This window comes from Nitrospirillum bahiense (assembly GCF_007828025.1).
In the GTDB taxonomy this organism is placed as follows: domain Bacteria; phylum Pseudomonadota; class Alphaproteobacteria; order Azospirillales; family Azospirillaceae; genus Nitrospirillum; species Nitrospirillum amazonense.
In genome coordinates, this window is sequence record NZ_VITO01000011.1 from 35,125 (window position 1) to 60,062 (window position 24,938).

The 24,938-nt window shown below is 67.5% G+C and carries 23 protein-coding genes; 14 read left to right on the forward strand and 9 right to left on the reverse strand.

What is annotated here, in order from left to right; all coding sequences use genetic code 11:
* Positions 1–104: 104 nt before the first annotated feature.
* Together FBZ88_RS16730 and FBZ88_RS16735 are read right to left on the reverse strand one after the other, a co-directional pair.
* Positions 105–1,571, reverse strand: coding sequence for a sensor histidine kinase (locus tag FBZ88_RS16730; RefSeq protein WP_186464454.1), 1,467 nt, complete (start codon positions 1,569–1,571; stop codon positions 105–107).
* Positions 1,572–1,649: 78 nt separating this feature from the next.
* Positions 1,650–2,336 (reverse strand): response regulator transcription factor, encoded by a 687-nt coding sequence (locus FBZ88_RS16735; RefSeq protein WP_145618362.1) that lies wholly within the window; start codon positions 2,334–2,336, stop codon positions 1,650–1,652.
* A 600-nt stretch (positions 2,337–2,936) separates the two neighbouring features.
* Here FBZ88_RS16735 and FBZ88_RS16740 point away from each other — a divergent pair.
* From FBZ88_RS16740 to FBZ88_RS16790, 11 genes are all read left to right on the forward strand, one after another.
* Positions 2,937–3,341, forward strand: coding sequence for a hypothetical protein (locus FBZ88_RS16740; RefSeq protein WP_040849122.1), 405 nt, complete (start codon positions 2,937–2,939; stop codon positions 3,339–3,341).
* A 3-nt stretch (positions 3,342–3,344) separates the two neighbouring features.
* The gene (locus tag FBZ88_RS16745) at positions 3,345–3,593 is read left to right on the forward strand and encodes a hypothetical protein (protein ID WP_145618363.1); all 249 of its coding nucleotides are present in this window, start codon (positions 3,345–3,347) and stop codon (positions 3,591–3,593) included.
* Positions 3,594–4,045: 452 nt separating this feature from the next.
* Entirely contained in the window at positions 4,046–5,647 is a 1,602-nt protein-coding gene (locus tag FBZ88_RS16750) for a FlxA-like family protein (protein WP_145618364.1), read from the forward strand.
* Between the two features lie 150 nt (positions 5,648–5,797).
* A complete protein-coding gene (locus tag FBZ88_RS16755; protein WP_145618365.1) occupies positions 5,798–6,214 on the forward strand; it encodes a hypothetical protein in 417 nt (138 codons plus the stop codon).
* Between the two features lie 163 nt (positions 6,215–6,377).
* On the forward strand, positions 6,378–6,881 hold the full coding sequence (locus tag FBZ88_RS16760; RefSeq protein WP_145618366.1) for an RNA polymerase sigma factor: 504 nt from the start codon (positions 6,378–6,380) through the stop codon (positions 6,879–6,881).
* The gene (locus FBZ88_RS16765; RefSeq protein ID WP_186464455.1) at positions 6,878–7,843 is read left to right on the forward strand and encodes a FecR family protein; all 966 of its coding nucleotides are present in this window, start codon (positions 6,878–6,880) and stop codon (positions 7,841–7,843) included. Before FBZ88_RS16760 ends, FBZ88_RS16765 begins: the two co-directional genes overlap by 4 nt.
* A 147-nt stretch (positions 7,844–7,990) precedes the next feature.
* A complete protein-coding gene (locus FBZ88_RS16770; RefSeq protein ID WP_281290146.1) occupies positions 7,991–10,396 on the forward strand; it encodes a TonB-dependent receptor in 2,406 nt (801 codons plus the stop codon).
* 13 nt (positions 10,397–10,409) lie between these two features.
* A complete protein-coding gene (locus FBZ88_RS16775; protein WP_186464456.1) occupies positions 10,410–11,642 on the forward strand; it encodes a ComEC/Rec2 family competence protein in 1,233 nt (410 codons plus the stop codon).
* 111 nt (positions 11,643–11,753) lie between these two features.
* Complete coding sequence (locus FBZ88_RS16780) at positions 11,754–12,890, forward strand: aromatic ring-hydroxylating dioxygenase subunit alpha (protein ID WP_145618369.1); 1,137 nt, start codon at positions 11,754–11,756, stop codon at positions 12,888–12,890.
* Positions 12,887–13,651 carry a GntR family transcriptional regulator gene (locus FBZ88_RS16785; protein WP_246138705.1) on the forward strand — a complete coding sequence of 255 codons (765 nt, stop codon included), beginning with the start codon at positions 12,887–12,889 and terminating at the stop codon, positions 13,649–13,651. The genes FBZ88_RS16780 and FBZ88_RS16785 overlap by 4 nt, the downstream gene beginning before the upstream one ends.
* A 41-nt stretch (positions 13,652–13,692) precedes the next feature.
* Positions 13,693–14,667 carry a PDR/VanB family oxidoreductase gene (locus FBZ88_RS16790; RefSeq protein WP_145618370.1) on the forward strand — a complete coding sequence of 325 codons (975 nt, stop codon included), beginning with the start codon at positions 13,693–13,695 and terminating at the stop codon, positions 14,665–14,667.
* Positions 14,668–14,672: 5 nt separating this feature from the next.
* Here FBZ88_RS16790 and FBZ88_RS16795 read toward each other — a convergent pair whose 3' ends face one another.
* Both FBZ88_RS16795 and FBZ88_RS16800 read right to left on the reverse strand, forming a co-directional pair.
* A complete protein-coding gene (locus tag FBZ88_RS16795) occupies positions 14,673–15,506 on the reverse strand; it encodes a metallophosphoesterase (protein ID WP_145618371.1) in 834 nt (277 codons plus the stop codon).
* A gap of 127 nt (positions 15,507–15,633) precedes the next feature.
* Entirely contained in the window at positions 15,634–16,098 is a 465-nt protein-coding gene (locus FBZ88_RS16800) for an Rrf2 family transcriptional regulator (RefSeq protein WP_145618372.1), read from the reverse strand.
* 301 nt (positions 16,099–16,399) lie between these two features.
* Between FBZ88_RS16800 and FBZ88_RS16805 the strand changes: the two genes are divergently transcribed.
* Together FBZ88_RS16805 and cydB are read left to right on the forward strand one after the other, a co-directional pair.
* Positions 16,400–17,836 (forward strand): cytochrome ubiquinol oxidase subunit I, encoded by a 1,437-nt coding sequence (locus FBZ88_RS16805; protein ID WP_145618373.1) that lies wholly within the window; start codon positions 16,400–16,402, stop codon positions 17,834–17,836.
* Positions 17,833–18,846, forward strand: a complete 1,014-nt coding sequence (gene cydB, locus FBZ88_RS16810; RefSeq protein WP_211098829.1) for a cytochrome d ubiquinol oxidase subunit II — start codon at positions 17,833–17,835, stop codon at positions 18,844–18,846. Before FBZ88_RS16805 ends, cydB begins: the two co-directional genes overlap by 4 nt.
* Before the next feature lie 43 nt (positions 18,847–18,889).
* Here the strand turns inward: cydB and FBZ88_RS16815 are convergent, their stop codons facing one another.
* The 4 genes from FBZ88_RS16815 to FBZ88_RS16830 all read right to left on the reverse strand — a co-directional run bounded on the left by FBZ88_RS16815 (position 18,890) and on the right by FBZ88_RS16830 (position 22,654).
* Positions 18,890–19,543, reverse strand: coding sequence for a hypothetical protein (locus FBZ88_RS16815; protein ID WP_145618374.1), 654 nt, complete (start codon positions 19,541–19,543; stop codon positions 18,890–18,892).
* A 370-nt stretch (positions 19,544–19,913) separates the two neighbouring features.
* Positions 19,914–21,125: an NnrS family protein gene (locus FBZ88_RS16820; protein ID WP_145618375.1), complete on the reverse strand. Its 1,212-nt coding sequence runs from the start codon at positions 21,123–21,125 to the stop codon at positions 19,914–19,916.
* Between the two features lie 257 nt (positions 21,126–21,382).
* A complete protein-coding gene (locus FBZ88_RS16825; RefSeq protein ID WP_040849237.1) occupies positions 21,383–21,907 on the reverse strand; it encodes a GAF domain-containing protein in 525 nt (174 codons plus the stop codon).
* A gap of 36 nt (positions 21,908–21,943) precedes the next feature.
* Positions 21,944–22,654 (reverse strand): glutamine amidotransferase, encoded by a 711-nt coding sequence (locus tag FBZ88_RS16830; RefSeq protein WP_145618376.1) that lies wholly within the window; start codon positions 22,652–22,654, stop codon positions 21,944–21,946.
* A gap of 211 nt (positions 22,655–22,865) precedes the next feature.
* Between FBZ88_RS16830 and FBZ88_RS16835 the strand changes: the two genes are divergently transcribed.
* On the forward strand, positions 22,866–24,137 hold the full coding sequence (locus FBZ88_RS16835; RefSeq protein ID WP_145618377.1) for an MFS transporter: 1,272 nt from the start codon (positions 22,866–22,868) through the stop codon (positions 24,135–24,137).
* A gap of 6 nt (positions 24,138–24,143) precedes the next feature.
* On the opposite strand, the gene FBZ88_RS16840 is transcribed toward FBZ88_RS16835, so the two are convergent.
* Positions 24,144–24,899, reverse strand: a complete 756-nt coding sequence (locus FBZ88_RS16840; RefSeq protein WP_246138706.1) for a Crp/Fnr family transcriptional regulator — start codon at positions 24,897–24,899, stop codon at positions 24,144–24,146.
* Positions 24,900–24,938: the final 39 nt, after the last annotated feature.

Genomic DNA, 24,938 nt, shown 5'->3' on the forward strand with positions numbered 1-24,938 from the left:
CTGCGTTCGTCTTCTTGAGGCCGGTCACCTTGCCCGTTGGTTCAGGGACTGGCAACCGGGCAGTGGGGCTGGCACGCGCCGGAACGCTGGGGGCGGGCGGATATTCAAACGGTCGGGGAGGCAGCCACCGGCGCCCTGGGCGCCAGTGCCCCCTCCGCCACCAGTTCCACCACGCAGCCCGGGTTGTTGTCGCCGACCCGGGGCGCCATGCCGTGCAGCCGGGCGATGGCGGCCACCAGGCTGAGGCCCAGGCCGGTGCCCTCCAGGTGGCGGGTGCGGTCGGAGCGGTAGAAGCGGGAAAAGACAAGGTCGCGCTCGTGCGCCGCGATGCCGGGGCCGCTGTCGGCCACGCGGATGACGGTGGCGCCGTCACCCTCGCGCGGGCCCAGCGCCAGGGTGACCCGGCCGCCCGGGGGCGTGAACTTCAGGGCGTTGTCCACCAGATTTCCCACCGCCTCCATCAGCAGGTCGCGGTCGGCGAACATCGGCGGCACGGGCGCGATGTCGACGGTGAAGGTGATGTCCTTGGTTTCAGCGATGGGCTGGTACAACTCCTCGATCAGCAGGATGACCTCGGCCGGATCCAGGGTGGTGAAGCCGCGCTGGCGCTTGCTGTTCTCCAGCTCGCGGATGCGCAGCAGGGCGGTGATGACAGCCAGCGCCTGGTCCAGGCCGCCGATGGCCTTGCCCACCGTCTCCCGCGTCTCCTCCGGCCCCATGTCGCCCTTCATGGTGCGCTCCAGGCGGGCGCGGACGCGGGTCAAGGGGGTGCGCAAATCATGCGCGATCTCATCGCCCGTGGCTTTGATCTCGCCCAGCAGGCGCTCCGTCTCATCCAGGATGCCGTTGAACAACAGGGACAAGCGGTCCAGCTCATCCCGGGGGCCCATGCCGGCGATGGGCAGGCGCTCATGCACCTCTCCACTCATGATGCGCTCGGCGGCGCGATGCACCTCCTTCAGGCGCTGCTGGGTGCGCCAGGCTAGGAACATGCCGGCGCCCAGCGCCAGGCCCATGGCCGGGATGGCCCCCATGGTCAGGGCATGCATCACCACCTCGCGCAACACGACCATGTATTGGCCATTGCGGCCGATCACCAGGATGTTGCCATTGGCGATGCGCAGGGCCGCCAGGCGTACGTCGATGGCACCCATGGCCGGAAGGTCGGTGCGCGCGGCGCGCACGACGTGGACCTTGCCGTCGATGGGAAGGCCGGGCGGCACCCCTTCCAGGTTGCCGGCGATGCGGTTGCCGTTGGGTGCGAACAGGGCGGCATAGCCCACGCGGTGGAAATCGCCCGTCACGTGGGTGTTGATCAGGGCCAGGATGGCGTCCTGGTCCTCGCTGGCCAGGGTGCGCGCGTCCTCGGTGATTAGGGCGTCGATACGGTTGGTCTCGAACACCGTGGCCCGCCAGTAGATGAAGGCGAACAACAGCAGGGACGACCCGGCGAAGAAGCAGGCGAACACGATGGCCAGCCGGAAACTGGTGGTGCGGGCTATCTCATGCCAGCGGTCATGGGAGGGTGTTGCCGGGGCGCGCCGGCTGGCGGGCCGCGTCGTGAGGCGCATGAACCAGGCCGCCGGATGGCGGCGTCCGACACTTGCGCATGGCGGCATTTCAGCGGTCACGATCGAATACCGCCGATGTCACTGAGGTTCACGAAGAACGAAGCCCACGTTGCGGATGTTGTAGATCATGGGGAAGTCGCCGGGCGCGTCCACCTTGCGCCGCAGCTTGCCGATGTGAACGTCCACCAGGTTGGTCTGGGGCGAGAAGCGGTAGTTCCACACGTCTTCCAGCAGCATGGCGCGGGTGATGACCTGGGCGGGATGACGCATCAGGTACTCCAGCAGCTTGAACTCGCGCGGCAGCAGTTCCACCGGACGGCCGTCGCGGTTGGCCTCGCGGCTGATCAGGTCCAACTCCAGCGGGCCCACGCGCAAGCGGGTGGTGCGCGGCTCCGCCGGCCGCCGCAGCAAGGCTTCCACCCGGGCTGACAGTTCCGACAACACGAAGGGCTTGGTCAGGTAATCGTCGCCACCGGCCTTCAGCCCGCGCACGCGTTCGTCCACGTCGTTCAACGCGCTCAGGAACAGCACGGGCACGCGCACGTCTTCCGCCCGCAGCTGGCTGATGATGGACAGGCCGTCCACCTCCGGCAGCATGCGGTCCAGGATCAGCAGGTCGTACTTGCCCTCGCGCGCCCGCTCCAGGCCCACGCGGCCATTGTCGGCGTGGCTGATCATATACCCGCGGTCGGCTAGGTCGCGGATGATCTCATCGGCGGTTTCCCGATCATCCTCAATCAGCAGGATGTGAGCTTTGGAAGTCACGGGGGGCCATCCCTGATCGTCGAATGTGTCGATGTCCATCCGCCGGTTCCGCCGTCAGCCGTTACGCCACCACCCTGGGCGCGTGCGCGTCCAAGGCGAAAGCCTGACCATCCGCCAAGGGCGTGCCGGTGGCAACCACCAAACATGGTGAACGCGGCGATACCGCAGGGGCGGGAAACGGACGACGGCGGTCCTCTGGCGGGGACGTTGCCGTGGCAACTTTCGGCTCGTTTGATTAATGCCGCCAATTAAAAAGCGCGAATGGTTTTTAAAAAAAATTATAATTTTGGCTATGCGGGCGCTGTGATAACGAATTACCTCATAAAAATCCGGTATGCGATCTAATGCCGCAATATATCATGATATCTAGTTGTAAAACACCTTCAAATCGACCACAGCAATTTCGAAAATTCCGATGTGGTGCGACCAATATGGTGTTGTCAGCGGGATTTTACTGAGTCCATGATTGGTAAGTTGATTGACTCAGTTATTGAAAATCTAAAATCAGTTTTAATAAATAAACTAAGCTTTAGTTGTGACGTGAGTCCGTGACGATAACATTCGATCCATCAGTCATTCACTTGACGGTTGGAGTGGAAGATGCAGCGTATACTGAATAATGCCAAAGTCCAGAAGGCCGGCCTGGCTCTGCTGGTATGGGCCGGGGTGGCGGCTTGCGCCCATGCCGCGACGGTTCCCGCCACTCAGTTGGACACCGTGAAGCGCGTCTGTCGCGACACCATGGGCCTGACAGCACCCAACACCGACTATGTCGCCTGCGTGGACAGCTTGACCGGATCGCTGGCCGAAGCCGCCACGAACCGGGCGGAGGCTTCCGCCAACCTGGCCGGCCAGTCGGCGTGCAGCCAGAAGGGCCTGACCCCGGATACGCCGGACTACGCCATGTGCGTGCTGAACTATCGCGACAAGGTCCTGGGCAACGCCACCCATGTCGCCGCCTATCACTCCACCCAAAACCCGATCGACATCGCCGGGGGGAACTAAACCATGACCATCGCCATCAGCCGCCGCCTGATCAAGGCCCATTGGGCCGCCATCCTGGCCGCCGTCACCCTCGTCGCCGGCATCGGCGGCAGCTTGGCCGCCTGCGCTGGCCCCTCCTTCGCCACCCAGCGGCTGGCGCAGGAGAACCGCGCCTGCGCCGAGGTCGGCTTCACCCCGGGCACGGGGGAACATGCCCGCTGCGTCGACAACCTTGACGCCGCCATGACCCAGACCCTGGTGCCCATCAACTAGGGCGCTTCCCGCCATCGCCCCATCGACGGATCCCCGTCCCGCCTGTCTGGGGATCCGTCGTACGGCCCGGGTGGCCCCCGCAAAACCACCCAGGGCCTATCGGCCCGCCCCGCCGCCGGTTGCATCCCCCAGAAAACCCGGCGGCGGGGCGTGGTCTTTAGCTGGTAATATAGCAATATATCGTGATTTAATCTGAATATTGTCCGCGTGTGCGACTGAATGTCGCCCATAGGATCTTAAAAGCGAATTTAATTAGCTAAAAGATCCTTTAGTCGACTGCCACATTTCTTCAATCGACAACTGCTTTAAAGGGCCATCGCGCCTGTCCGGGTGCGGATAAGAAGCTAATCAGTTGATGGGAGTGGACAGTGATGTCTATTGAAGCGCGGAACGGATGGACCCATCCGCCGCATCAGATCCGTAAAGGCCGCGCCCTCGCGCGTGCCGCGTTCATGACCACGGCCTGCATCGCCCTGATGGGTGCAGCGACCGCGGCGCGCGCTGAGGACGCCGCCAGCACCACGAAGCATAAGAAGGCCGCCTCGGCTGCCGCCACCGCCGCCACGCCGACCCAGATCGTGGCGACCCAGGCGCAGATCGACGCCCTGAACAAGCAGATCCAGGCGCTGCAGTCGCAGCTGCAGGCGCTGGCGACCCAGCAGGACACCAACGCCAAGGCGGTGGTGGAATCCCGCGCGGCCGCGGAAAAGGCGGCCACCGCCGCCACGCAGATCGCCCAGCAGCAGAAGGTGACCGACCCCAAGGACAACAGTCTGCGCCTGGGCAAGGGTCTGAAGCTGACCTTCGGCGGCTTCATCGAAGCAGCCACCATCTACCGGTCTCGCAATGAGACGGCGGATATGGCCACCCCTTACAACAGCATCCCCTTCAAGAACTCGTCCAACTACGATCGTGACGAGTTCCGTGGCAGCGCCCGTCAGAGCCGCCTGTCGCTGCTGGCGGAAACCGACGTCGGTCCCGACACCCACCTGGGCGCCTATTTCGAGGCGGACTTCCTGGGGGCCGGCACCACGTCCAACAGTGGCCAAAGCAACAGCTACGTGCCGCGCATGCGCCACGGCTTCCTGTCGGCCGACTGGAACGATACCGGCTGGCACCTGCTGGCCGGCCAGACCTTCAGCCTGGTCACCACCGACAAGCTGGGCACGGGCATCACCCCGCGCAACGAGCTGCTGCCGGCCGGTCCGGACGCGCAGTACGCCGTCGGCTTCGACTGGACCCGCGCCTGGACCTTCCGCGCCACTAAGGATTGGGACAAGAAGTACTGGCTGGCCATCGCCCTGGAAGGCCCGCAGGCCTCCATCAACGGTTCGACCAGCCTGGTCTCCAACAGCAACACGAACCCAGGTGGTTCGCTGCTGAACGCCACCGCCAACTACTCCACCGACATCGCGCCGGACCTGGTCGTGAAGTTCGCGGCCGAGCCGGGCTACGGCCACTATGAACTGTTCGGTTTGGCGCGTGAGTTCCAGAGCCGCGTCGCCGGCCAGAACTACACCGAGACGGGTTGGGGCATCGGTGCCGCCGCCGTCCTGCCCCTGATGCCCAAGGTGCTGGACTTCCAGGCCAGCACGATGGTGGGCCAGGGTGTCGGCCGCTACGCCTCCGCGGGCCTGCCTGACGTGACGGTCAACCCCTACGGCCGCCTGTCGCCGCTGACCGAGGTCACGGCCCTGGCCGGCCTGGTCGCCCACCCGGACGCCGACTGGGATCTGTACGCCTACTACGGCCTGGAGCAGGCGGACAGCAAGGCCTTCACCGTGGCCGGCAAGGCCTACGGCTATGGTAACGCGCTGTCGGTCAACACCGGCTGCTACACAGAGAACTCGTCGCTGGCCTGCACCGGCAACACCCGCTCCATCCGCGAAGTGACCGCTGGTTACTGGTGGAAGTTCTACCACGGCAACATGGGCACCATGCAGTTCGGCATGCAGGCGGAATACCTGCGGCGCGACGCCTTCCAGGGCGTCGGCGGCAGCCCCAGCACCGACGACACGGTGGTCTACAGCGCCTTCCGTTTCTACCCGTTCTAAGTCGATCACCGGGCCCGGCTCCTTCGGGGGCCGGGCCTTTTTCAAGGTTCCGATGCCATCATGAAAGCTTGATGGACGGGACCGTCCCCGAAGAGGAGCACGACCGTCATGCCGGAAAAAGCCACCCCCAAGGTTAAGGATCAGCGGGTCATGACCACTTTCCGCCTGGAACCCGACCTGCTGCGGCAGATCAAGATCCGCGCGGCGCTGGACGGCACCAGCATCAACGCGCTGATGGAGCAGGGCATCCGCCATATCCTGCGCATCAACCGTGAGAACGACGAGTCCGTGCGCCGCTTCATCATTTTCGTGGCCGAACTGAGCCCGGCGGAAATGCAGCGCCTGGGCGCGGGCCTGGATGACATCGTGATGGAAGCGGCCACCGGAGAGTTCTACCTGTGGGCCCACGGCTTGCGGCGCGGCGATAAGGACCGCACCATGTTCAACAGCCACAGCCTGGCGGACACCGGCCTCAGCGGACGCCAGATCCGCCAGCACCTGCTGGACCATGCCGACGCCCTGGTGAACGCACCCCAGGACGTGCCGGTCAAGGCGGGCCGGGCCTGATCCGGACCGCATGGGCCACGTCCTCCCCAGCGGGGGCGTGCAAGCGGAGTTGGGCAAGGGGGGTAGGAGGGTTTCTGCGCGGCGCACCTTTCCCCGGGTGCGCCGGCTGCGGTATCGTACGCGCGCATATCCCCCGACGTTCCGCCGACGGAATTCCGCGCCCATGGACCAGCACCAGAAGGACGCCCTGGCCAGCCGCACCCTGTGGGCGCGCCTGCGCCGGCAGTTGATCCGCCTGACGGGCGCGCAGGACGTGGACGACCATCTGCACGCCGCCTTCATGAAGCTGGAGGCGTACCGCGCCCGGGAACAGGTGCGCAATCCCGAGGCCTTCCTGGTGCGGGCCGCCGCGAACAGCGCCCTGGACGAGCATCGCCGCGCCCGTCGCCAAACCGCCGCCGCGCCCTTGGACGCGGGCATGGCCGACACCTTGGCTGATGATGCCCCCCTGCAGGACGAGGTCTACGCCGCCCGCCAGCGTCTGGACCGGGTGCGCGAGGGCATCGGTCGCCTGCCGCCGCGCACGCGGGAGATTTTCCTGATGCACCGGCTGGATGGCCTGAAATACCATGAGATCGCGGCCCGCCTCGGCATCAGCCAGAGTGCCGTGGAAAAGCACATCGCCAAGGCGGCCCTGGCCTTGGCCGAATGGGCGAAGGGGTGGTGAGACAGGTGGCCCGGGCACAATCCCATAGCGCGTCGCCGCATGAGCCGGCCGATGTCGAGGCCGCCGCCTGGATGGCGCGCCTGCATGCCCCCGACCGGACCGAGGACACCGTGGCGGCCTTCCGTGCCTGGTGCGCCGCCGATCCCGCGCATGCCGCCGCGTTCGAACACATGACCCTGGTGTGGGACGTGGCCGGCGGCCTGCATGCGGAGCGCGCCAGCCTGTCGCCGCCACCGGCGCCTGACGCGCCCAGCCGCCGCCTGGTCCTGGCCGGCATCGCCGGCGGGCTGGTCCTGGCCGTGGGCGGCATCGGCTTCTGGCAGCGGGCGGGCGCCACCGTCTACAGCACCGCCGTGGGCGAACAGCGGCGTGTGACCCTGGCGGACGGCACCCGGGTCATCCTGGATACCGACAGCCGGATCCGGGTGCGCCTGGACGACAAGGCCCGCCGCGTGACCCTGGTGCGCGGCCGCGCCAGTTTCACCACCGCCGCCACCGATCCCCGCCCCTTCGAGGTGGAGGCGGCCGGCCGTCACGTCCAGGTCCAGCCGGGCGTCGCCCAGCTGGATATCCGCCGCGATGCCGACGACGTCACCGTCACCCTGGTGGATGGCGGCGCCCAGGTGGGGGGACTGCCGGGGGACGCCGCCCCAGTCACCCTGGCCGGGGGCCAGCAGCTGGCGACGGAAGCCGCCGGCGTGCGGCTGAGCCAGCCCAACGTGGCCGATGCCATCGCCTGGCAGGGCGGGCGCGCGGTGTTCCGCGACGACACGCTGGCGGCGGCGGCGGCGGAAATGAACCGCTACAGCGCCGTGAAGCTGGCGGTAGCGCCCGAGGTGGCGGCCCTGCGGGTCAGCGGCACCTATCGCGTGGGCGACAACGCCGCCTTCGCCCGCTCCGTCGGCACCCTGCTGGCCCTGCGCGTGGTGGGGCAGGGGGATCGGCTGACGCTCGTCCGGTAAAGAGCCGGATGACAGTTTAGTGAAATTTCCCAAAGGGGGGTGAGGTAAAGGCGGGCCCCCGGCGTCGAGGGAAAGAGGCTGGAAATCAGCCCTGCCACTCGGGGGAAAATCATGGCGTTTCATCACAGGAAAATGGCGGTCGGGCGGTTGCGCCGGTCCTTGATCGTGGGCACGGCGCTGGCCGGCCTATTAGCGGTGGGGGGCACCGCCCGCGCACAGGCCCCGGCTCAAGCGCCGGCCGGTCCTGCCCAGGCGCAGGCGCAGGTGCAACTGCCGGCCCAGCCGCTGGCGGCGTCGCTGGAAGCGCTGTCGCGCCAGACGGACACCAACATCCTGTTCGCGCCCGACATGGTGGCGGGCCGCACCGCGCCGGCGGTGGACGGCCGCATGAGCGTGTGGGATGCCGTGGTCCGCCTGCTGGCCGGCAGCGGGCTGGAGGTAGTGCCGGATGCCGGGGGCGGGCTGGTGGTGCGCAAGGCCGTGCCGCACGCGGCGGCGGGGGAGGCGGCCCAGTACGCCGCCGCCGACCTGACGGAAATCCTGGTCACCGCGCAGCGGCGTGAGGAAAAGTTGCAGGACGTGCCGGTGGCGGTGACGGCCCTGCCGGCGAAAGCCCTGCGCGACCAGCGCATCACCAACCTGCAGGATGTGTCGCGGGTGACGCCGGGCCTGCTGGTCTCCTCCTTCAACTACAGCAGCCCCACCATCGCCATCCGCGGCGCCAGCAACACCTTCACCCAGATCGGCGTGAACCGGCCGGTGGCGGTGGTGTTGGACGATGTGTTCATCACCCGCAGCTCCGCCGCCATGTTCGACCTGTTCGACCTGGATTCGGTGCAGGTGCTGCGCGGCCCCCAGGGCACCCTGTTCGGCCGCAACGTCACCGGCGGCGCCATCCTGCTGAACACACGCAAGCCGTCCTTCACCACGCCGGAGGGCTCGGTCTCCGTCGGCTATGGCAACTACAACGCGGTGGACCTCAACGCCCTGGTCAGCGGCCCGGTCAGCGACGATGTGGCGGCCAAGCTGGTGGTCTCCCGCCGCAGCCATGACGGCTATGGCGAGGATCGCCTGACGGGCAGGGCGGAGGATGATTTGGACAGCACCAGCGTTCGTGGCCAACTGCGGGCCCGCGCCGGCCGGGTGCAGACCCTGTTCACCCTGGACTACAGTGACGACCACAACGGCGGCCGCACCCTCTCGTCGCTGGGCGGTGGTAATGACGGCAACCCGCGCACCTCCGAGCTGGGTTTCCCGCAGAGCTTCACCCGGCACATGGCGGGTTTCGCCAACAACACCGAGATCGACGTGGGTCAGGGCACGGTCACCGCCATCACCGCCTACCGCCTGTCGCGCTCCGTGGAACGCTATTCCTCCACCGGCACCAACTACGCCTTCCTCACCACCGGCAGCCAGCAGATGAACGACGATGCCGACGACGTGAAGGATTTTTCCGAAGAGGTGCGTTACACCAGCCCGGAATGGGACCTCGGCACCTTCGTCGCCGGTGTCTATTACCTGAACGAGGACGCCAGCCGGCAGCTGGGCACCCGCAATTTCGCGGCACGCACCGGCGTGCTGACTACCAATCAGCTGGCCAATCAGTCGGTGGGCACGGACAGCATTTCCGGCTTCCTCGACGGCACCGTCAACCTGCCGGCGGACGTCAAGCTGACGCTGGGCGGCCGCTACACCCTGGACCAGAAGCAGGGCAACCTGGCCCGCACCAATTACCTGGTGCCGGCGGCGGGCTTCCGCACCGGGGACCTTAACAGCGCCTGGGCGCAGTTCACGCCGCGCGCCGTGCTGTCGTGGCGACCCATCCCCGACACCATGCTGTACGCCAGCATGGCCAAGGGTTTCACCTCCGGCGGGTACAACACCGAGGCCAGCAGCCTTGCCGCCATCGTCACCCCCTTCAACCCCGAAAAGGTCACGAACTATGAGGTGGGGGCCAAGACCGGCTGGTGGGACCAGCGCCTGACCGCCAACCTGGCGCTGTTCCACCTGGACTACCGCGACAAGCAGGAATTCGTGCAGAACACCGTCACCGGCATCGGCACCATCCTGAACGCCGCCAAGGCGACATCGCAGGGGGCGGAGCTGGAGCTGGGCCTGCATCCCGTCCAGGGCCTGGACCTGACCGCTGCCTATTCCTACCTGGACACCGCCTATGACGATTTCTTCATCGCCAAGGTGGTGAACAACACCGGCCACCCCCTGGGCTCCTCGCCTAAGCACAAGGTGGCGCTGACGGCCAATTATGAGACGCCGGTGGGCACGCTGGGCTTCCTCAGCGGCAACGTCAGCTATTCCTGGCTGGACGACTACTACACCGGCGCCACCAAAAGCCCGCAGCTGTTCGTGCCGGCCTATGACCTGCTCAACGCCAGCCTGTCGTTCGAAACGCCGGACCGACGCTATCGTCTGACCCTGTGGGGCAAGAACCTGTTCGACACGGCCTTCCTGCAGACACCGTCCACGGCGGGCGTGCTGTCGGAATATCTGGGCCCGCCGCGCACCTATGGCTTCACCCTGTCGGCGTCGTTTTAAGATGAGGGCGCACATGGATCGCCGCCAATTCTGTGGTGCCCTGGCCGGCGGCCTGCTGTTGGCCGGCACCCGGCGCGTGGGAGCTGCAGGCGAGGCGCTGCCGCCCTGGACGCCAGGCACGCTGGACATCCACCACATCGACACCGGCCGGGGCAACGCCACCTTCATCCTGGCACCCGACGGCACCACTCTGCTGGTCGATTGCGGCACCAACCATGACGGGCCGGGCCTCTCCGCCCCCATCCGGCCCGACGCCAGCCGCCAGCCGGGGGAATGGGTGGCGCGCTATGCCCTGCGCCAGGCCCGGGCCGCCGGACGGGACAGCCTGGACTATATGGTCGCCACCCATATCCACCCCGACCATATCGGTGACGTGACGTCGGACCTGGCCCAGGCGCCGGACGGCGATTATCGCCTGACGGGCCTCAGCGAGGTCGACCGCCTCATGCCGGCGGCCATGGTCATCGATCGCGCCTATCCCGACTATGGCGACTTGCCGCCCCTGTCGGCGCCTTTCGCCACCAACTACCGCGCCTGGCTGGATGCCCGGGCGCGGTCGGGCCGGGCGGTGGCGGCGGTGCGGGTGGGATCGGTGGACCAGATCCGGTCGCGCACCCCGGTGGCGGGCTTCGCCATCCGCGTGGTGGCGGGCAATGGCCGCGTGTGGACGGGCCAGGGCCCGGACAGCCGGCCGCTGTTCCCCGACAATGCCACCCTGGCGCCCGCCGATCGGCCGGTGGAGAACATGATGTCCCTGGCCCTGCGCCTGGACTATGGCCGCTTCGGCTATTTCACCGGCGGTGATCTGACGGCGTCCACCCGCGACGGCCGTTTTCCCTGGATGGATGTCGAGACGCCCGTGGCCGCCGCCTGCGGCCGGGTGGAGGTGGCGGTGGCCGACCATCACGGCTATTTCGATGCCTGCGGGCCGGACTTCGTCCGCCTGCTCGACGCCCAGGCCTATATCATCCCCTCCTGGCACGCCACCCATCCGGGCATGGCGCAGATGGAACGACTGACCAATGCCTGGCCGGGCGCCAAGCCCCGCGATGTCTTCGCCACCGAACTGCTGCCGGCGGCGGCCCAGGTCAACGAACGCTTTCTGCCGGCCCTGCGCAGCCGCCAGGGCCATGTGGTGGTGCGCGTCACCCCCGGCGGTGACAGCTACCGCATCTTCGTCCTGGACCCGACGAGGGAGGAGGGCGGCGTTACCTTGGCCTGTGGGCCTTATGCCTGCCGGGCTTGATGTATACAAAATAGGGAAATGGACGTCAGATTCCGCCGATAAAGAGTCAAGTTGCATGCATCTCCGCGATACGGTACATATGCTCCATAACAAATGTGGAGGAGCGGTGCCATGGGTCGGGACGATCGCGCGCAGGGTGAGGGCCAGTCCTGGGTGACGGGGCGTTCGTTGGTTTCAGGGGCTGGGGCCCCTGGGCTGGATACGGCGGCGAAGGCCTGGCCGGACAACGCCTGGTACGCGGCGGCCTGGGACCATGAGGTGGGTCGGGCCCTGTTCCCGCGTACCATCTGCGGCACGCAACTGGTGTTCTACCGTCAGCTGGACCGCACGCCGGTGGCCCTGGCCGACGCCTGCTGGCATCGCCTGGTACCGCTGTCCAAGGGCCGGCTGGTGGGCGATGGCGTGCGCTGCGGCTATCACGGCCTGGAATACGCCGCCAACGGCCGCTGCACCCACATGCCCAGCCAGGAAACGCTGAACCCCGCGGCGTGCGTGCGATCCTATCCGGTGGTGGAACGGCACCGTTTCCTCTGGGTGTGGATGGGCGATCCGGCCCTGGCCGACCCCGCCCTGGTGCCCGACCTGCATTGGAACCATGATCCCGACTGGGCAGGCGACGGCCGCCTGATCACGGTGAAGTGCGACTATCGCCTGGTGCTGGACAATCTCATGGATCTGACGCACGAAACCTTCGTGCACGGCTCCAGCATCGGCAACGACGCGGTGGCCGAGGCGCCCTTCCAGGTGACCCATACCGACAAGACCGCCACCGTCACCCGCTGGATGCACGGCATCGATCCGCCGCCCTTCTGGGCGGCCCAGCTGGGCAAACCGGGCAAGGTGGACCGCTGGCAGATCATCAATTTCGAGGCGCCCTGCACCATCGCCATCGACGTGGGCGTGGCCCCCGCCGGCACCGGCGCGCCGGAGGGCGACCGCAGCCAGGGTGTCAACGGCTATGTGCTGAACACCATCACGCCCCAGACGGACGGCAGCTGCCATTACTTCTGGGCCTTCTGCCGCAACTACCGCCTGGGTGAACAACGCCTGACCCATGAGCTGCGCGAGGGCGTGCACCGCATCTTCGGGGAGGATGAAGAGGTGCTGGAGGCGCAGCAGCGCGCCATCGAAAGCCATCCGGACCGCCGTTTCTACAATCTGAACATCGATGCCGGCGGCATGTGGGCCCGCCGCCTGATCGACCGCATGATCGCGGCCGAGCGGCCCCAGCGGGTGGCGGCGGAATGAAGGCGATGGTGGCGGAGGAAGAGGGGCGGGGCATGCAGGTGGCGCGCGCGCAGCAGGGTCTGCGCGAGCTGATCCTGGCGGGGGAACTGCCGCCCGGCAAGCGCGTGTCCGAACCGGCCATGGTCGAGCGGCTTGGCGTGTCGCGCACGCCGGTGCGCCTGGCCCTGGAGCGGTTGGCACAGGAAGGGCTGGTGGCGCCCGGGGCCAGCGGCGGCTTCGTCGTGCGCGCCTTCACCGCCGCGGATCTTGCCGACGCCATCGAGGTGCGCGGCACGCTGGAGGGGCTGGCCGCCCGCCTGGCGGCGGAGCGCCGGCCCACCGCCGCCGCCCTGGCGCCCTTGCGCGATTGCGTGGCGGCGCTGGACCGGGTGGTGGCCCAGCCGCTGCTGAGCGAGGCGGACTTTGACGAGTACGTCCGCCTCAACGCCTTTTTCCATGAGGAACTGGTGCGCCTGGCGGGCAGCGGCGTCGTGGCGCGCGCGGTGGAGCAGGCGGCGGCACAACCCTTCGCCGGCCCTTCCGCCTTCGTGCAGCTGCACGCCACAGAGGCGGCGGGCCGCGACACCCTGGTGGTGGCCCAGGAACAGCACCGCCTGCTGCTTGAAGCGATCAGCCGGGGCGAAGGGGCCCGGGCCGAGGCGCTGGCTGCCGAGCATGCCCGCGTGGCCCAGCGCCGCCTGCGCGCCGCCCTGAGCGACCGGGACAGGCTGACCGGCCTGCCCGGCGGATCGCTGCTGCGACTGGCGGCGGCGTGGCCGTGACCGTGGCGCGGCGCTGAGACATTACGGGAGGAAAACGACCTATGGGATTCAAGGCAGAATGGGGGTCGGCGCGCCTGCTGGCCACCCGCGACGTGGCGGATAGTGTCCGCCAGTTCGACATCCAGCCGCAGGGGCCGGTGCCGGCCTACGGCCCCGGATCGCACATCCAGGTGCAGGTGCTGATCGGCGGCCAGCCGGACGTGCGCCACTATTCCCTGGTGGGGGAACCGGGCGACGGCATCCTGCGCATCGCGGTGAAGCGGCTGCCGGACAGCCGGGGCGGTTCCGCCTATATGTGGGGCCTGGCGCCGGGCGCGCGCCTGACCATCAGCGCGCCCCTGAACCATTTCCAGCTGTCGGCCGGCCGGCCCGATCATCTGCTGATCGCTGGCGGCATCGGCATCACCCCCATCCTGGCGATGGCGCGCGCGCTGGCCCGCCGGGACGCCGCCGTCCGCCTGCTCTACGCCGCCCGCCGCGCCGTGGATCTGGCCTTCGCGGAGGAATTGCGGACGCTGCTGGGCGACCGGCTGCACATCTTCCTGGACGCCGAGGGCCAGGCCATCGACTTCAAGGCCGAGCTGGCGCGCGTGGCGCCGGGGGGTGAGGTCTATATCTGCGGCCCCGCACCCATGATGGCGGCGGCGCGCCAGGCCTGGGCCGCCCTGGGCCGCCCGCCGTCCGATTTCCGGCTGGAAACCTTCGGTGCCGGCGGCGCCTCTCCCGCCCAGCCGTTCATCGCCCGCGTGCCGCGCCTGAACCTGACGGTGACTGTGCGCCCTGACCAGACCCTGCTGTCGGCCCTGCAGGAGGCTGGCGCCGACCTGATGTACGACTGCCGCCGGGGTGAATGCGGCCTCTGTGCCCTGGACGTGGTGGATGTGGCCGGCGGCGCCCTGGACCACCGCGACGTCTTCCTCAGCGACCGGCAAAAGGCGGAGGGCCGCCAGATGTGCATCTGCGTCTCCCGCGCCACCGGCACGGTGACGCTGGAGACGGGGGACAGGGCGGGATAGGGGCCTTACAGCGGCCCCGCCCGCTGGGCATCCAGGACGCGGATGTCAGGTCCGTGCAGGGCCACGGCGGACAGCCGGCCGCTGCGGTAGGCGCCGGTGTCCACCGCGATGCGCTGGGGCAGGATGTCGACGTCCGGCACGATGGTATGGCCATGGACGATGACCTTCTCGTGCGGCCCCTCGGCCAGCATGAAGGGCGCGCGGATCCACAGCATGTCTTCCGCCGTCTGTTCGGCCAGGGGCCGGCCGGGCCGTATGCCGGCATGGACGAAGGCGTAGTCGCCATAGACGACCTGATAGGCCAGCCCGTCCAGGAAGCGGCGGTGTGACGGGGGCAACTGGGCCGCCAGTGCCTCGCTCAACGCCACGGCCTGCAGTACGGCAGGCCCCTCCATCACCGCGGGCAGGCCATAGCTGCGCAAGGTGGCCGGTCCGCCGAAGTCCAGCCAGCGCAGGGCGGCCAGGGGATCGGCCAGGAAGTCCAGCATGGATTGTTCGTGGTTGCCGCGCAGGCAATGGCGGGTGAAGCCGGGCAGCATATCGTCCAGGGTGCGGCCGGCCGGGTCGGCGCCCCCGCGCAGCAGATCGACGACCCCGCGGCTGTCCGGACCCCGGTCGACATAGTCGCCCAGCATGATCAGCACCGGCGTCAGGGGGCCATGGCGCTCCACCATCTGGGCGTGGTCCCGGGCGATGGTATCCAGCAAGCGGCGCAGCAATCCCAGTTCACCGTGGACGTCGCCTACGGCGTAGAGGACATGCCCGTCCGGCGCCCGGGGCGCCGTCCGGTCGGGACGGGCCTGGGCCGGCCTGAGGGCGGCGCGCAGTCGGTTCAGCATTGCGAATGACATCCGGCAAGGATGCGGGTGGGGTGAAACCGACGGTAAGGGCTGGACGTTCCCCTGTCACCATCGTTGCCATCGGGGCGACCCTGCGCGGATCGGGACACCGGGGCGTGGCGGGTGGTCAGGCGGTCCCGGCCAGGCTGGCGGGCAGCGGCAAATCCAGCAAGCCGGCCAGAGTGCGGCGGGGTTTCACCAGGTCGGCCAGGGTATAGTCATCCAGCACGGCCAGGAAAGCCTGCAGCGCCTCCTTCAAGGCGGACTTCAGCACGCAGGTGGGATTCAGGCGGCACAGGGCGGGCGAGGTACTGGAGAAGCACTCCAGGATGTCCAGCTCCTGCTCCGTGGCGCGCACGACCTCGCCCAGGCGGATGTCTTCCGCCTTGCGGCCCAGTCGCAGCCCGCCGCCCCGTCCGCGCACGGCCTCGACGTATCCCAGCTGGCTCAGCTGATGCACCACCTTCATCAGGTGGTTCTTCGAGATGTCGTAGGTCTGGGCGACATCGTTGATGGTGGCCAGGCCGTCGGACTTCAGCGCCAGGAACACCAGCGTGCGCAATGCGTAATCCGTGTAGCTCGACAACCGCATGGGCGCCCTCAAAAACAGCATGAAGGATACATCTATACCCCATTCATAGAGCCATGTTCCCCGATTTTTGTTGGGGGCGTCATGCGATGCTGGTCCTGACGACCGGAATTGGGCGATGCCAACCGGTTCCGACAAGTTACCGCAAAAATCACCAATCATTTCCGGGCTCAGTGCCTTAGACAATTCGACCGCTGGACGGTTCGCCCAATCAAGCGGATCCTGCCCACACGTGAACGCCAGGGGCATTTTCAACCGCGGACAGGCTCCACCCCCGGCGGCCTTCGAGAAGGAGACCAGTCCCATGTCCACCGACCACCTGTTGGATCCCCTGATCCTATCCCGGTTGCAATTCGTCTGGGTGGTGGCTTGGCACATCCTGCTGCCGGCCTTCACCGTGGGGATCGCCTCTTACATCGCCATGCTGGAAGGGCTGCACGCCTGGACCAAGAATCCCGTTTACTTGAAGATTTCCAAGTTCTGGATCCGCGTGTTCGCCGTCACCTTCGGCATGGGCGTGGTCAGCGGCATCGTCATGCCCTTCCAGTTCGGCACGAACTGGAGCCGCTTCACCGACGCCGTCTCCAACGTGGTGGGGCCGCTGTTCGCCTATGAGGGGCTGACGGCGTTCTTTCTGGAGGCCGCCTTCCTGGGCGTGCTGCTGTTCGGGCGCAAGCTGGTGCCGCCCTGGGCCCATTTCGTGGCGGCCAGCATGGTCGGCCTGGGCACCCTGCTGTCCACCTTCTGGATCCTGGCGGTGAACAGCTGGATGCAGACGCCCCAGGGCTACACCGTCGTCGACGGGCGCTTCTTCCCGGCCAGCTGGGTGGATATCATCTTCAGCCCCAGCTTCCCCTACCGCCTGGCCCACGTGGTCAGCGGCTTCTATGTCACCACCGCCTTCGTCGTGCTGGCGGTGGCGGCCTATACCCTGCGCAAGGGCCGCTTCCCGGATGAGGGGCGGGTGATGATGCGCATGGCGCTGGGCTTCCTCACCCTGTTCGTGCCGCTGCAGATCGTGCTGGGCGACATGCACGGCCTGAACACCCTGGAACACCAGCCGGCCAAGCTGGCCGCCATGGAAGGGCTGTGGGAGGGCGGGCAGGGCGTCCCGGCTTCGCTGTTCGGTTTCCCCGACCAGAAGGCGGAAACCAACCATTTCGAAATCACCGTGCCCAAGCTGGGCAGCCTGTACCTCACCCACCACTGGGACGGGGCGGTGAAGGGGTTGAAGGATTTCCCCGCCGACCAACGGCCGCCGGTGATCGTCGTCTACTGGGCCTTCCGCGTCATGGTGGGGGTGGGGCTGCTGATGCTGGCCATTGTCGGCGTGGGCTGGCTGCTGCGCTGGTCCGGGCGGCTTTACACGACCGGCTGGTATCTGCGCGGCCTGCAATGGGCGGGGCCTCTCGGTTTCATCGCCGTGCTGGCCGGCTGGACCACGACGGAGGTGGGGCGCCAGCCTTGGACCGTTTACGGCCTGATGCGGACGGCGGACTCGGTGACGCCGTCCCTGACCGGCGGGGACGTCATCCTGTCATTGCTGATGTACATGGCGGTCTATCTGCTGATCTACCCCACGGGTCTGCTGCTCCTGCGCCGCATCGTGCGCAACGGTCCGCTGGATCACGATGCGGAGAACGACACGCCTGTGGAAAGCGGCCGGCCGGCCCAGCCGGTGGTGGCCTTGCCGCTGGCCCAACTTCCCGAAGGACATGCTGCGGAGGGACATACGCCATGAACGGCCCCATGCTCGACCTGGTCGGCGTCTGGACGGTGATCCTGGGCGCCGGCGTCTTCTTCTACGTGCTGCTGGACGGGTTCGACCTGGGCGTGGGCATGCTTTACGGCCTGAACCCCGACAGCACGTCACGCGGCATCATCATGAACTCCATCGCCCCCATCTGGGATGGTAACGAGACTTGGCTGATCCTCGGCGGCTTGGCCCTGCTGGCGGCCTTTCCCCTGGCCTTCGCCATCATCATCCCGGCCTTGTATTTCCCCGTACTGCTGATGCTGCTGGCCCTCATCTTCCGTGGCGTGGCCTTTGAGTTCCGCTTCAAGGACAAGGAGCACCGGGGCTTCTGGGACAACGCCTTCGCCTACGGTTCCGCCGTCGCCACCTTCGCCCAGGGCACGGTGCTGGGCGCTTTCATCCAGGGTTTCCAGGTGGAGGGGCGGCAGTTCACCGGCGGCTCCTTCGATTGGCTGACGCCCTTTTCCGTCATGACGGGCGTGGCCCTGATGGCGGGTTACACCCTGCTGGGCGCCGGTTGGCTCATCCTGAAGACCGAGGGGGGGCTGCAGGACTGGGCACGGGTGCAGGGGCGGCGGGCGCTGATCCTGGTGCTGGTTGGCATCGGCATCGTCAGCCTGTGGACCCCCTATGCCCAGCCCGACATCGCCCAGCGCTGGTTCACCTGGCCCAACATCGTCTTCCTGGCGCCGGTGCCCCTCGCCAGCGCGGTGCTGGCCTGGGCCACCTGGCGCAGCCTGGGCCGTGACCATCACGCCTGGCCCTTCGTCTATGGCATTGGCCTGTTCATCACCGCCTACCTGGGCCTGGCCATCAGCCTGTGGCCCAACATCGTGCCCCACAGATATTCGCTGTGGGACGCCGCCAGTTCGGAAAGCACCCAGGCCTTTCTGCTGGTGGGTACGCTGTTCCTGCTGCCCATCATCCTCCTGTACAGCGGCTGGTCCTATTGGGTCTTCCGCGGCAAGGTGAAGGCGGACGCGGGCTATCATTGATGATGGGCGCCTCGGCCGGCGTCGATGCCGGCCGGGGCGCCGTTCATTTCGCGATGTACTTTCCGCCCCGCGGTTCATTCCGGCGGCTGGGGAAATGGCGGAAGATCAGCGAATGGACGTTGCCGGTGCTGGTGTCCAGGGCTGCGGCAATCGCCTTGTAGGATTGGCCGGCATCCAGCATCTCCCCGATCTTGCGGATCCGGTCCTTCAGGACGACGGGGTTGCGCGGCTTCAAGGTGGGGAAGTACTGCCCGATGGCGTTACGGACATAATATTCCGAAATGCCGGTTTCCCGGCTGATATGCGCTGGCTTATGGCCCTGGCGGTACAGGTCCCCGATATGGGTGATGATCTCGGGCGTCAGCTTGCTGGTTCCACCAAATCCTCGGATATTCCTATATATGTATTGTCGGATGGTGTGCTGGCTCTTGCCCAGAATCACGGCGATCGAGGGCACGGTTTCACCGGCGCGCAGCAGCGCTTCGATCGTTTCAAGCTGATATAATCGCAGGTCGATATTTCGGCTTGAGAGTTCGGGGAAATACCAATTTATCAATATTGATAAATAACTTGGGCTCATATTCAGTGCACTGGCTATCCGATAAATGGGATAGCCCTGATCAGACATTAACTTTATAAGCGCAATCGTGTCCGGGTTGTGGCGTTCTGGCGATCCATTCCGTTGAATGTTGTGCATGATATTTCTTCCAGATACGAATTATCGATTCATGAGGCCGATACCACGCAAAAGGACGAAAAATATATCGTGACAGGACGCATATCTCGCCAAAAACTTGCCTATGACTGATCATTTTCTTGGGAAGCCGCGCACATGTGCCCGCAGAATTATTTATGATCGCTCTAAATATACGGATCTCCAGGGTTGGAGTCTTGAACAAATGTGAAGGCGTACACCCCGTGCGACAAGTTTTCTGGGAAACTACGGCGACGGCCTCGTGCCCAGGGTGAGGTCAGCCGGCAGCATCCGGTCGCGCCCAAGTCGCAACAACGGCCGGTTCAGTCGATCCTGTCCGTGAGCGGACTTACGCGGTAATGCGTTTCCACCGTCACACGATCCGCTCCAGGCGCGGCCGCCGCCAATAAGGCAGGTTGCGCGCTGCGAACAGGGTGAAGGCGGTCACCCAAAGCAGGGCCGATAGGGTCAGCAGCGATAGGTGCGTTCCCCCCATGAGGCTGGCGGCGATGCGGGACAGGGTGGCGCCGTTGACCAGCAGATAGACTCCGACCGTCGCCCGGTCGGCGGTCAGGGGGCGGCCGGTATGGCCCAGTGTCGCCCGGCTCATGACCGCCAGCATCATGGTGCCGATGGACCCGGCGGTCAGGGCGTGTATCGCCGTCGCCATGGGCACGGCACTGGTCAGCAGGGTGCCGCCCAGCAGGGCCGCCCCCGCCACCACCCAGAGATAACCCAGATGCAGGATGCTCAGCAGCGGTTCAGCCAGGGTGGTCCAGCCCCGCCAGCGGGCCAGGCGCGCCAGGTTGGCGGCGCCGGCCAGCAACAATAGGCAACCGGCGAGGGCGGTGCCCGGCCCATGGCCGTTGGCCAGGAAGGCCCAGGCCAGCAGGCCGGTGTGCAGGCTGGCCAGCGCCAGTCGGTCGACAGGGCCGGGGCTGGCCGGGGGTAGGGCGGTGGCGCCCCGTTTCACCAGCCAGTTGCGGGTGAAGGCCGGGATGATGCGGCCGCCGATGGCGGAGATCAGGATGATGATGGCAGCCAAGCCCAGGCGCCAGCCTAGGCCATTGGGCACGGCAACGCCGCCGGCCTCGGCGACCGTCAGCCCGTCGGCGATGGCCAGGACCAGCAAAGGCACCGTCATTGCCAGGTTGCGCCAGTTGCGCGCGGCCACCACCTGGCGCGCGGCATAGGCGGCCAGCGCGAGGGGCAGGGCGGCGTCAACCAGCGCCACCAGGGCCAAGGGCGGTGTCGCCACCAGGCTGGTGAGCGCCAGCAGGCGTGCCGCCAGCCAGAGGCCGACCAGGGCGGCCAAGTGGGTACCGCGCACAGGGGGCCGTCCCGTCCAGTTGGGAATGGCGGTCAGGATGAAGCCGGCCACACCCGCCATGACGAAGCCGAACAGCATCTCATGGATGTGCCAGGCCAGCGGATCCAGGGCACGGGGCCCGACGATGGCGCCGCTCAGAAGCGCCACCCACAGGCCCAGTGCGACGGCGGCCCACACCGCCGCCGCCAGGAAGAAAGCACGAAACCCTTCGGCCAGCAGCGTGGGGCCGGCATAAGGACGGGGCGCGGTGGCCATGGCAAAACCCTCCGGACAGGAGCGCCGAACCCGGCGCGATCCTGCTCAGGATGGGCTTCCCACCGACGGCCATCGTTGTGCTGGCGCAAACCCTACACCGCCAAATGCCAGCGTCAGCGGGCTAGGACGCGACCGCGTCCGCCGCAGCGAGCACCGCCCAGTTGGTGTAAAGAGGCGCGCAGCGAGGATGGCAAGGCCACGGATGTGACCGCCCGCAGGGAACTACATAGTTGCTGGGACGCGCCCGCAGGGCAAACTTACAAAGGCCAGTCGCTGCCGGTGACGAACAGCTCGGCCAGGGCTTCGATGCCGGCCTGGTCCTGTGCGTCGAAACGGGCGGGGCTGGGGCTGTCCAGGTCGATGACGCCCAGCACCTGGCCATCCAGGATCAGCGGCACCACCAGTTCCGAGCGCGAGGCCGCGTCGCAGGCGATGTGACCAGGGAAGGCGTGCACATCCTCCACCAGTACGGACTGGCGCCGTTCCACGGCGGTGCCGCAGACGCCCCGGCCCACGGCGATGCGCACGCAGGCCGGCTTCCCCTGGAACGGCCCCAGCACCAGCTCCCGGGTGCCGCCCAGGTTGCCCTTGGCGGCGTTGCGCATGAAATAGAAGCCGGCCCAGTTCAGGTCGGGCAGGGTTGTGAACAGCAGCGCCGACAGGTTGGCGGCGTTGGCGATGGCGTCGCGCTCATCCGTCAACAGGCCGCTGAGGTCGGATTTCAGGTCGCTGTACAGCGTGGCCTTGTCGCGCGGGGTGTCGCTGGTGCGGGCTTGGAACATGGGAAGGCGTCCTCGGGGGCAAATGATGGCGCGGGCTCAGTCCAGCCGCGCCAGCCAGGGGGTGAATATACGTGTCGCCTGGTCGGCGGCGCGGGCGGCCATCACAGCGCCGGCCGCGCGCAGATCCGGCACCGACAGGCCAGCGGCCGACAGCTCTGCCGCGTGGCCCACATACCACAGGTTCAGGCGCGCCGGATCGGCCTCGATATGGAACTGCAGGGCCAGGGTGTTTGTGCCATGGCTGTAGGCCTGGTTGGGATAAAGGCTGTTGCCGGCCAGGCGGGTGGCGCCCTGCGGCAGATCGAAGGTGTCGCCGTGCCAATGCAGCACCCGGGCCCCCGGTTCCCCCAGTGGCGCCAGGCAGGAGGCGTGCCCGGCCTTGGTCAGGTCTAGGGCGCCCCAGCCGATCTCCTTGGCGGGACCAGCATAGACTTTCGCCCCCAGGGCGCGGGCCATCAGTTGGGCGCCCAGGCAGATGCCCAGCACCGGCCGGCCGGCCGCCAGCCGCCGCTCCAGCAGGGCGATCTCCTGGGTCAGGAAGGGGTGTTCCTTATCCTCATACACGCCGATGGGACCGCCCAGCACCACCAGCAGGTCGGCATCGGCGATGGCCGGGTCGTCCAGGTCGTCCACCGGCGCCTCGCGATATCCGACATTCCAGCCGCTGGCGGCCAGCACCGGTGCCAGCAGGCCCAGATCCTCAAACGCCACATGACGCAGCGCCACGGCTTTTCTGGTACGCGACATGGGAAGGAACCTCCGGTGCCGGGGTGGGGAGGTCCGTTATAGGGGGCGGGGAAGCACGGCGGGTAGGGGATTTTGCTGCGGCTGGGGCAGCGCTCTTCGCGGCCACCTTCCCGCCCAGCTCTCAATGTAAAGGTTTACATGAAGTCCAATCAGCCCTATGAGTCGGCCAAGCCGCTGGGATGGGCGGCAAACCGAAAAAAGGGGGAGGGGCATGAGGACGCGCCTGCTGGTGATGATGGCGTTGCAGATCGCCGTCTGGGGTGCCTGGGCGCCCAAGCTGTTCCCCTATATGACCATGCTGGGCTTCGGGCCCGGCCGGCAGGCGCTGGTGGGCAGCGCCTGGGGCATCGCCTCCGTTATCGGCATCTTCTTCTCCAACCAGTTCGCCGACCGCCGCTTTTCGGCGGAGCGTTTCCTGGCGGTCAGCCACCTGATCGGCGGGCTGTGCCTGGTGGGGGCGGGGTTCGCAACCGACTTCTGGCCCTTTTTCGCCTGCTTCCTGGGCTACAGCCTGGTCTATGTGCCCACCCTGTCGGTGGCCAACACCCTGGCCTTCGCCAACTTGGTGCAGCCGGCGCGGGAATTCGGGACGGTGCGCCTGGGCGGCACGCTGGGCTGGGTGCTGGCCAGTTGGCCCTTCGTCTTCCTGCTGGGCGCGCAGGCGACGGCGGCCCAGGTGCGCTGGATCTTCCTGGTCGCCGCCATCCTCTCCTTCGCCATGGCGGCCTATGCCCTGGCCCTACCGCACACCCCGCCGCAGCGGGAAGGGGGGCGGGAGGGGGCGGTCGACCGGCTGGCATGGCGCCGCGCCGTCGCCTGCCTGCGCCAGCCGGCGGTGGCCGTGCTGTTCCTGGTCACGCTGCTGGATGCCGTGGTCCACAACGGCTACTTCGTGATGTCGGATGCCTTCCTCACCAACCGCGTGGGCATCGCCGGAAACCTCAGCATGGTGGTGCTGAGCCTGGGCCAGGTGGCGGAGATGGCGACCATGGCCGTGCTGGGCTGGGTCCTGGCCCGCCTGGGTTGGCGGCTCACCATGATCATCGGTATCCTGGGGCATGCCGCCCGTTTCCTGGTCTTCGCCTTCCTGGCGGACAGCGTGCCCGCCATCGTGGCGGTGCAGTTGCTGCACGGCGTCTGCTACGCCTTCTTCTTCGCCACCGTGTACATCTTCGTCGACGATGCCTTCCCCAAGGATGTCCGGGTCAGCGCCCAGGGCCTGTTCAACCTGCTGATCCTTGGCGTCGGTAACGTCATCGCCAGCTTCGTCTTCCCCGCCCTGTCCAGCCGGTGGACGGTGGTGGTGGACACGGCCACCGGGCCGCAGGCGGCGGTGGATTACCGCACCCTGTTCCTGGTGCCGACGGCCCTGGCCTTGGCCGGGGCCGTGCTGCTGGCGCTGTTCTTCCGGCCCGGTCAAGGGATGGGCCCAGGGGTGGGGCATGGCGTGGGCCAGGGGGCGGAGCAGCCGGTCGAGGCCTGACCGGCGCTATTCCCGCCCCTCCTCCGCCACCGCGGCCAGCGCCGCCTGGTCGTGCAGGGTGATGCGGGACCGCCCCTGGGCGCGGCCGCTGGACAACCAGCCCCGCTTTTCCCACGCCGCCAGGGTGCGGCTGGCGGTGTGCAGGGTGGTGCCGGACAGTTCCGCCAAATCCTTGCGGGTCAGGGGGAAGGCCAGCGCGGTACCGGTGCCGGACGTCTTGCCGCTGGCCGCCAGGCGCAGCAGGGCGCGGGCCAGGCGTTGCTCCACCCGGCCGGTGGTGACCTCGCGCAGGCGGTCCTGCACCTCCATCAACCGGCGGCCGATGACCGTCACCAGGTTCAGGGCGATGGCCGGGTGGCGGGTGATCAACTGGCGCAAGGACGCCTCGGTCCAGCGGATCTCCACGCTGTCGGCCACGGTTTCGGCGTCGGCCGGATAGAGGCGGTCGGTGAACAGCGGCACGCTGCCGAACATCTCGCCGGCGCCGATGAAGCGCAGCGCCACCTGGGCGCCGGCGGCATTGGTCTGGCTGATGCGCACCCCGCCGCTCAACAGGGCGTGGCAGTGCCGGGCCGGGTCCCCCTGATGGAACAGCGGCGTGTGGCGGGTCACGGTGCGGATGAGGGCGACGGCCATCACCTCCGCCAGGGCGGGCACCTCCAGGCCCCGGAACAGCTCCATACCCGCCAGCGCCTGGGGTGGCCAGCTGGTGCTTTGGACCGGGGCGGCGTGGGAAGCGGTGTGGGGGACGGTGGACGGCATGGGGCGGAAGGATACCCCGGCCGCCGGGGACGGTGAAGG

Excerpts from the sequence above, each read along its gene's own strand:
- FBZ88_RS16830 (WP_145618376.1), bottom strand. The coding sequence starts at position 22,654 with ATGTCGCGTACCAGAAAAGCCGTGGCGCTGCGTCATGTGGCGTTTGAG.
- FBZ88_RS16840 (WP_246138706.1), bottom strand. The coding sequence starts at position 24,899 with ATGCCGTCCACCGTCCCCCACACCGCTTCCCACGCCGCCCCGGTCCAA.
- FBZ88_RS16750 (WP_145618364.1), top strand. The coding sequence starts at position 4,046 with ATGACCACGGCCTGCATCGCCCTGATGGGTGCAGCGACCGCGGCGCGC.
- FBZ88_RS16800 (WP_145618372.1), bottom strand. The coding sequence starts at position 16,098 with ATGCGGTTGTCGAGCTACACGGATTACGCATTGCGCACGCTGGTGTTC.
- FBZ88_RS16785 (WP_246138705.1), top strand. The coding sequence starts at position 12,887 with ATGAAGGCGATGGTGGCGGAGGAAGAGGGGCGGGGCATGCAGGTGGCG.
- FBZ88_RS16820 (WP_145618375.1), bottom strand. The coding sequence starts at position 21,125 with ATGGCCACCGCGCCCCGTCCTTATGCCGGCCCCACGCTGCTGGCCGAA.
- FBZ88_RS16730 (WP_186464454.1), bottom strand. The coding sequence starts at position 1,571 with ATGCGCCTCACGACGCGGCCCGCCAGCCGGCGCGCCCCGGCAACACCC.
- FBZ88_RS16755 (WP_145618365.1), top strand. The coding sequence starts at position 5,798 with ATGACCACTTTCCGCCTGGAACCCGACCTGCTGCGGCAGATCAAGATC.
- FBZ88_RS16775 (WP_186464456.1), top strand. The coding sequence starts at position 10,410 with ATGGATCGCCGCCAATTCTGTGGTGCCCTGGCCGGCGGCCTGCTGTTG.
- FBZ88_RS16805 (WP_145618373.1), top strand. The coding sequence starts at position 16,400 with ATGTCCACCGACCACCTGTTGGATCCCCTGATCCTATCCCGGTTGCAA.
- FBZ88_RS16815 (WP_145618374.1), bottom strand. The coding sequence starts at position 19,543 with ATGCACAACATTCAACGGAATGGATCGCCAGAACGCCACAACCCGGAC.
- FBZ88_RS16825 (WP_040849237.1), bottom strand. The coding sequence starts at position 21,907 with ATGTTCCAAGCCCGCACCAGCGACACCCCGCGCGACAAGGCCACGCTG.
- FBZ88_RS16835 (WP_145618377.1), top strand. The coding sequence starts at position 22,866 with ATGAGGACGCGCCTGCTGGTGATGATGGCGTTGCAGATCGCCGTCTGG.
- FBZ88_RS16780 (WP_145618369.1), top strand. The coding sequence starts at position 11,754 with ATGGGTCGGGACGATCGCGCGCAGGGTGAGGGCCAGTCCTGGGTGACG.
- FBZ88_RS16745 (WP_145618363.1), top strand. The coding sequence starts at position 3,345 with ATGACCATCGCCATCAGCCGCCGCCTGATCAAGGCCCATTGGGCCGCC.
- FBZ88_RS16795 (WP_145618371.1), bottom strand. The coding sequence starts at position 15,506 with ATGCTGAACCGACTGCGCGCCGCCCTCAGGCCGGCCCAGGCCCGTCCC.
- FBZ88_RS16740 (WP_040849122.1), top strand. The coding sequence starts at position 2,937 with ATGCAGCGTATACTGAATAATGCCAAAGTCCAGAAGGCCGGCCTGGCT.
- FBZ88_RS16760 (WP_145618366.1), top strand. The coding sequence starts at position 6,378 with ATGGACCAGCACCAGAAGGACGCCCTGGCCAGCCGCACCCTGTGGGCG.
- FBZ88_RS16790 (WP_145618370.1), top strand. The coding sequence starts at position 13,693 with ATGGGATTCAAGGCAGAATGGGGGTCGGCGCGCCTGCTGGCCACCCGC.
- cydB (WP_211098829.1), top strand. The coding sequence starts at position 17,833 with ATGAACGGCCCCATGCTCGACCTGGTCGGCGTCTGGACGGTGATCCTG.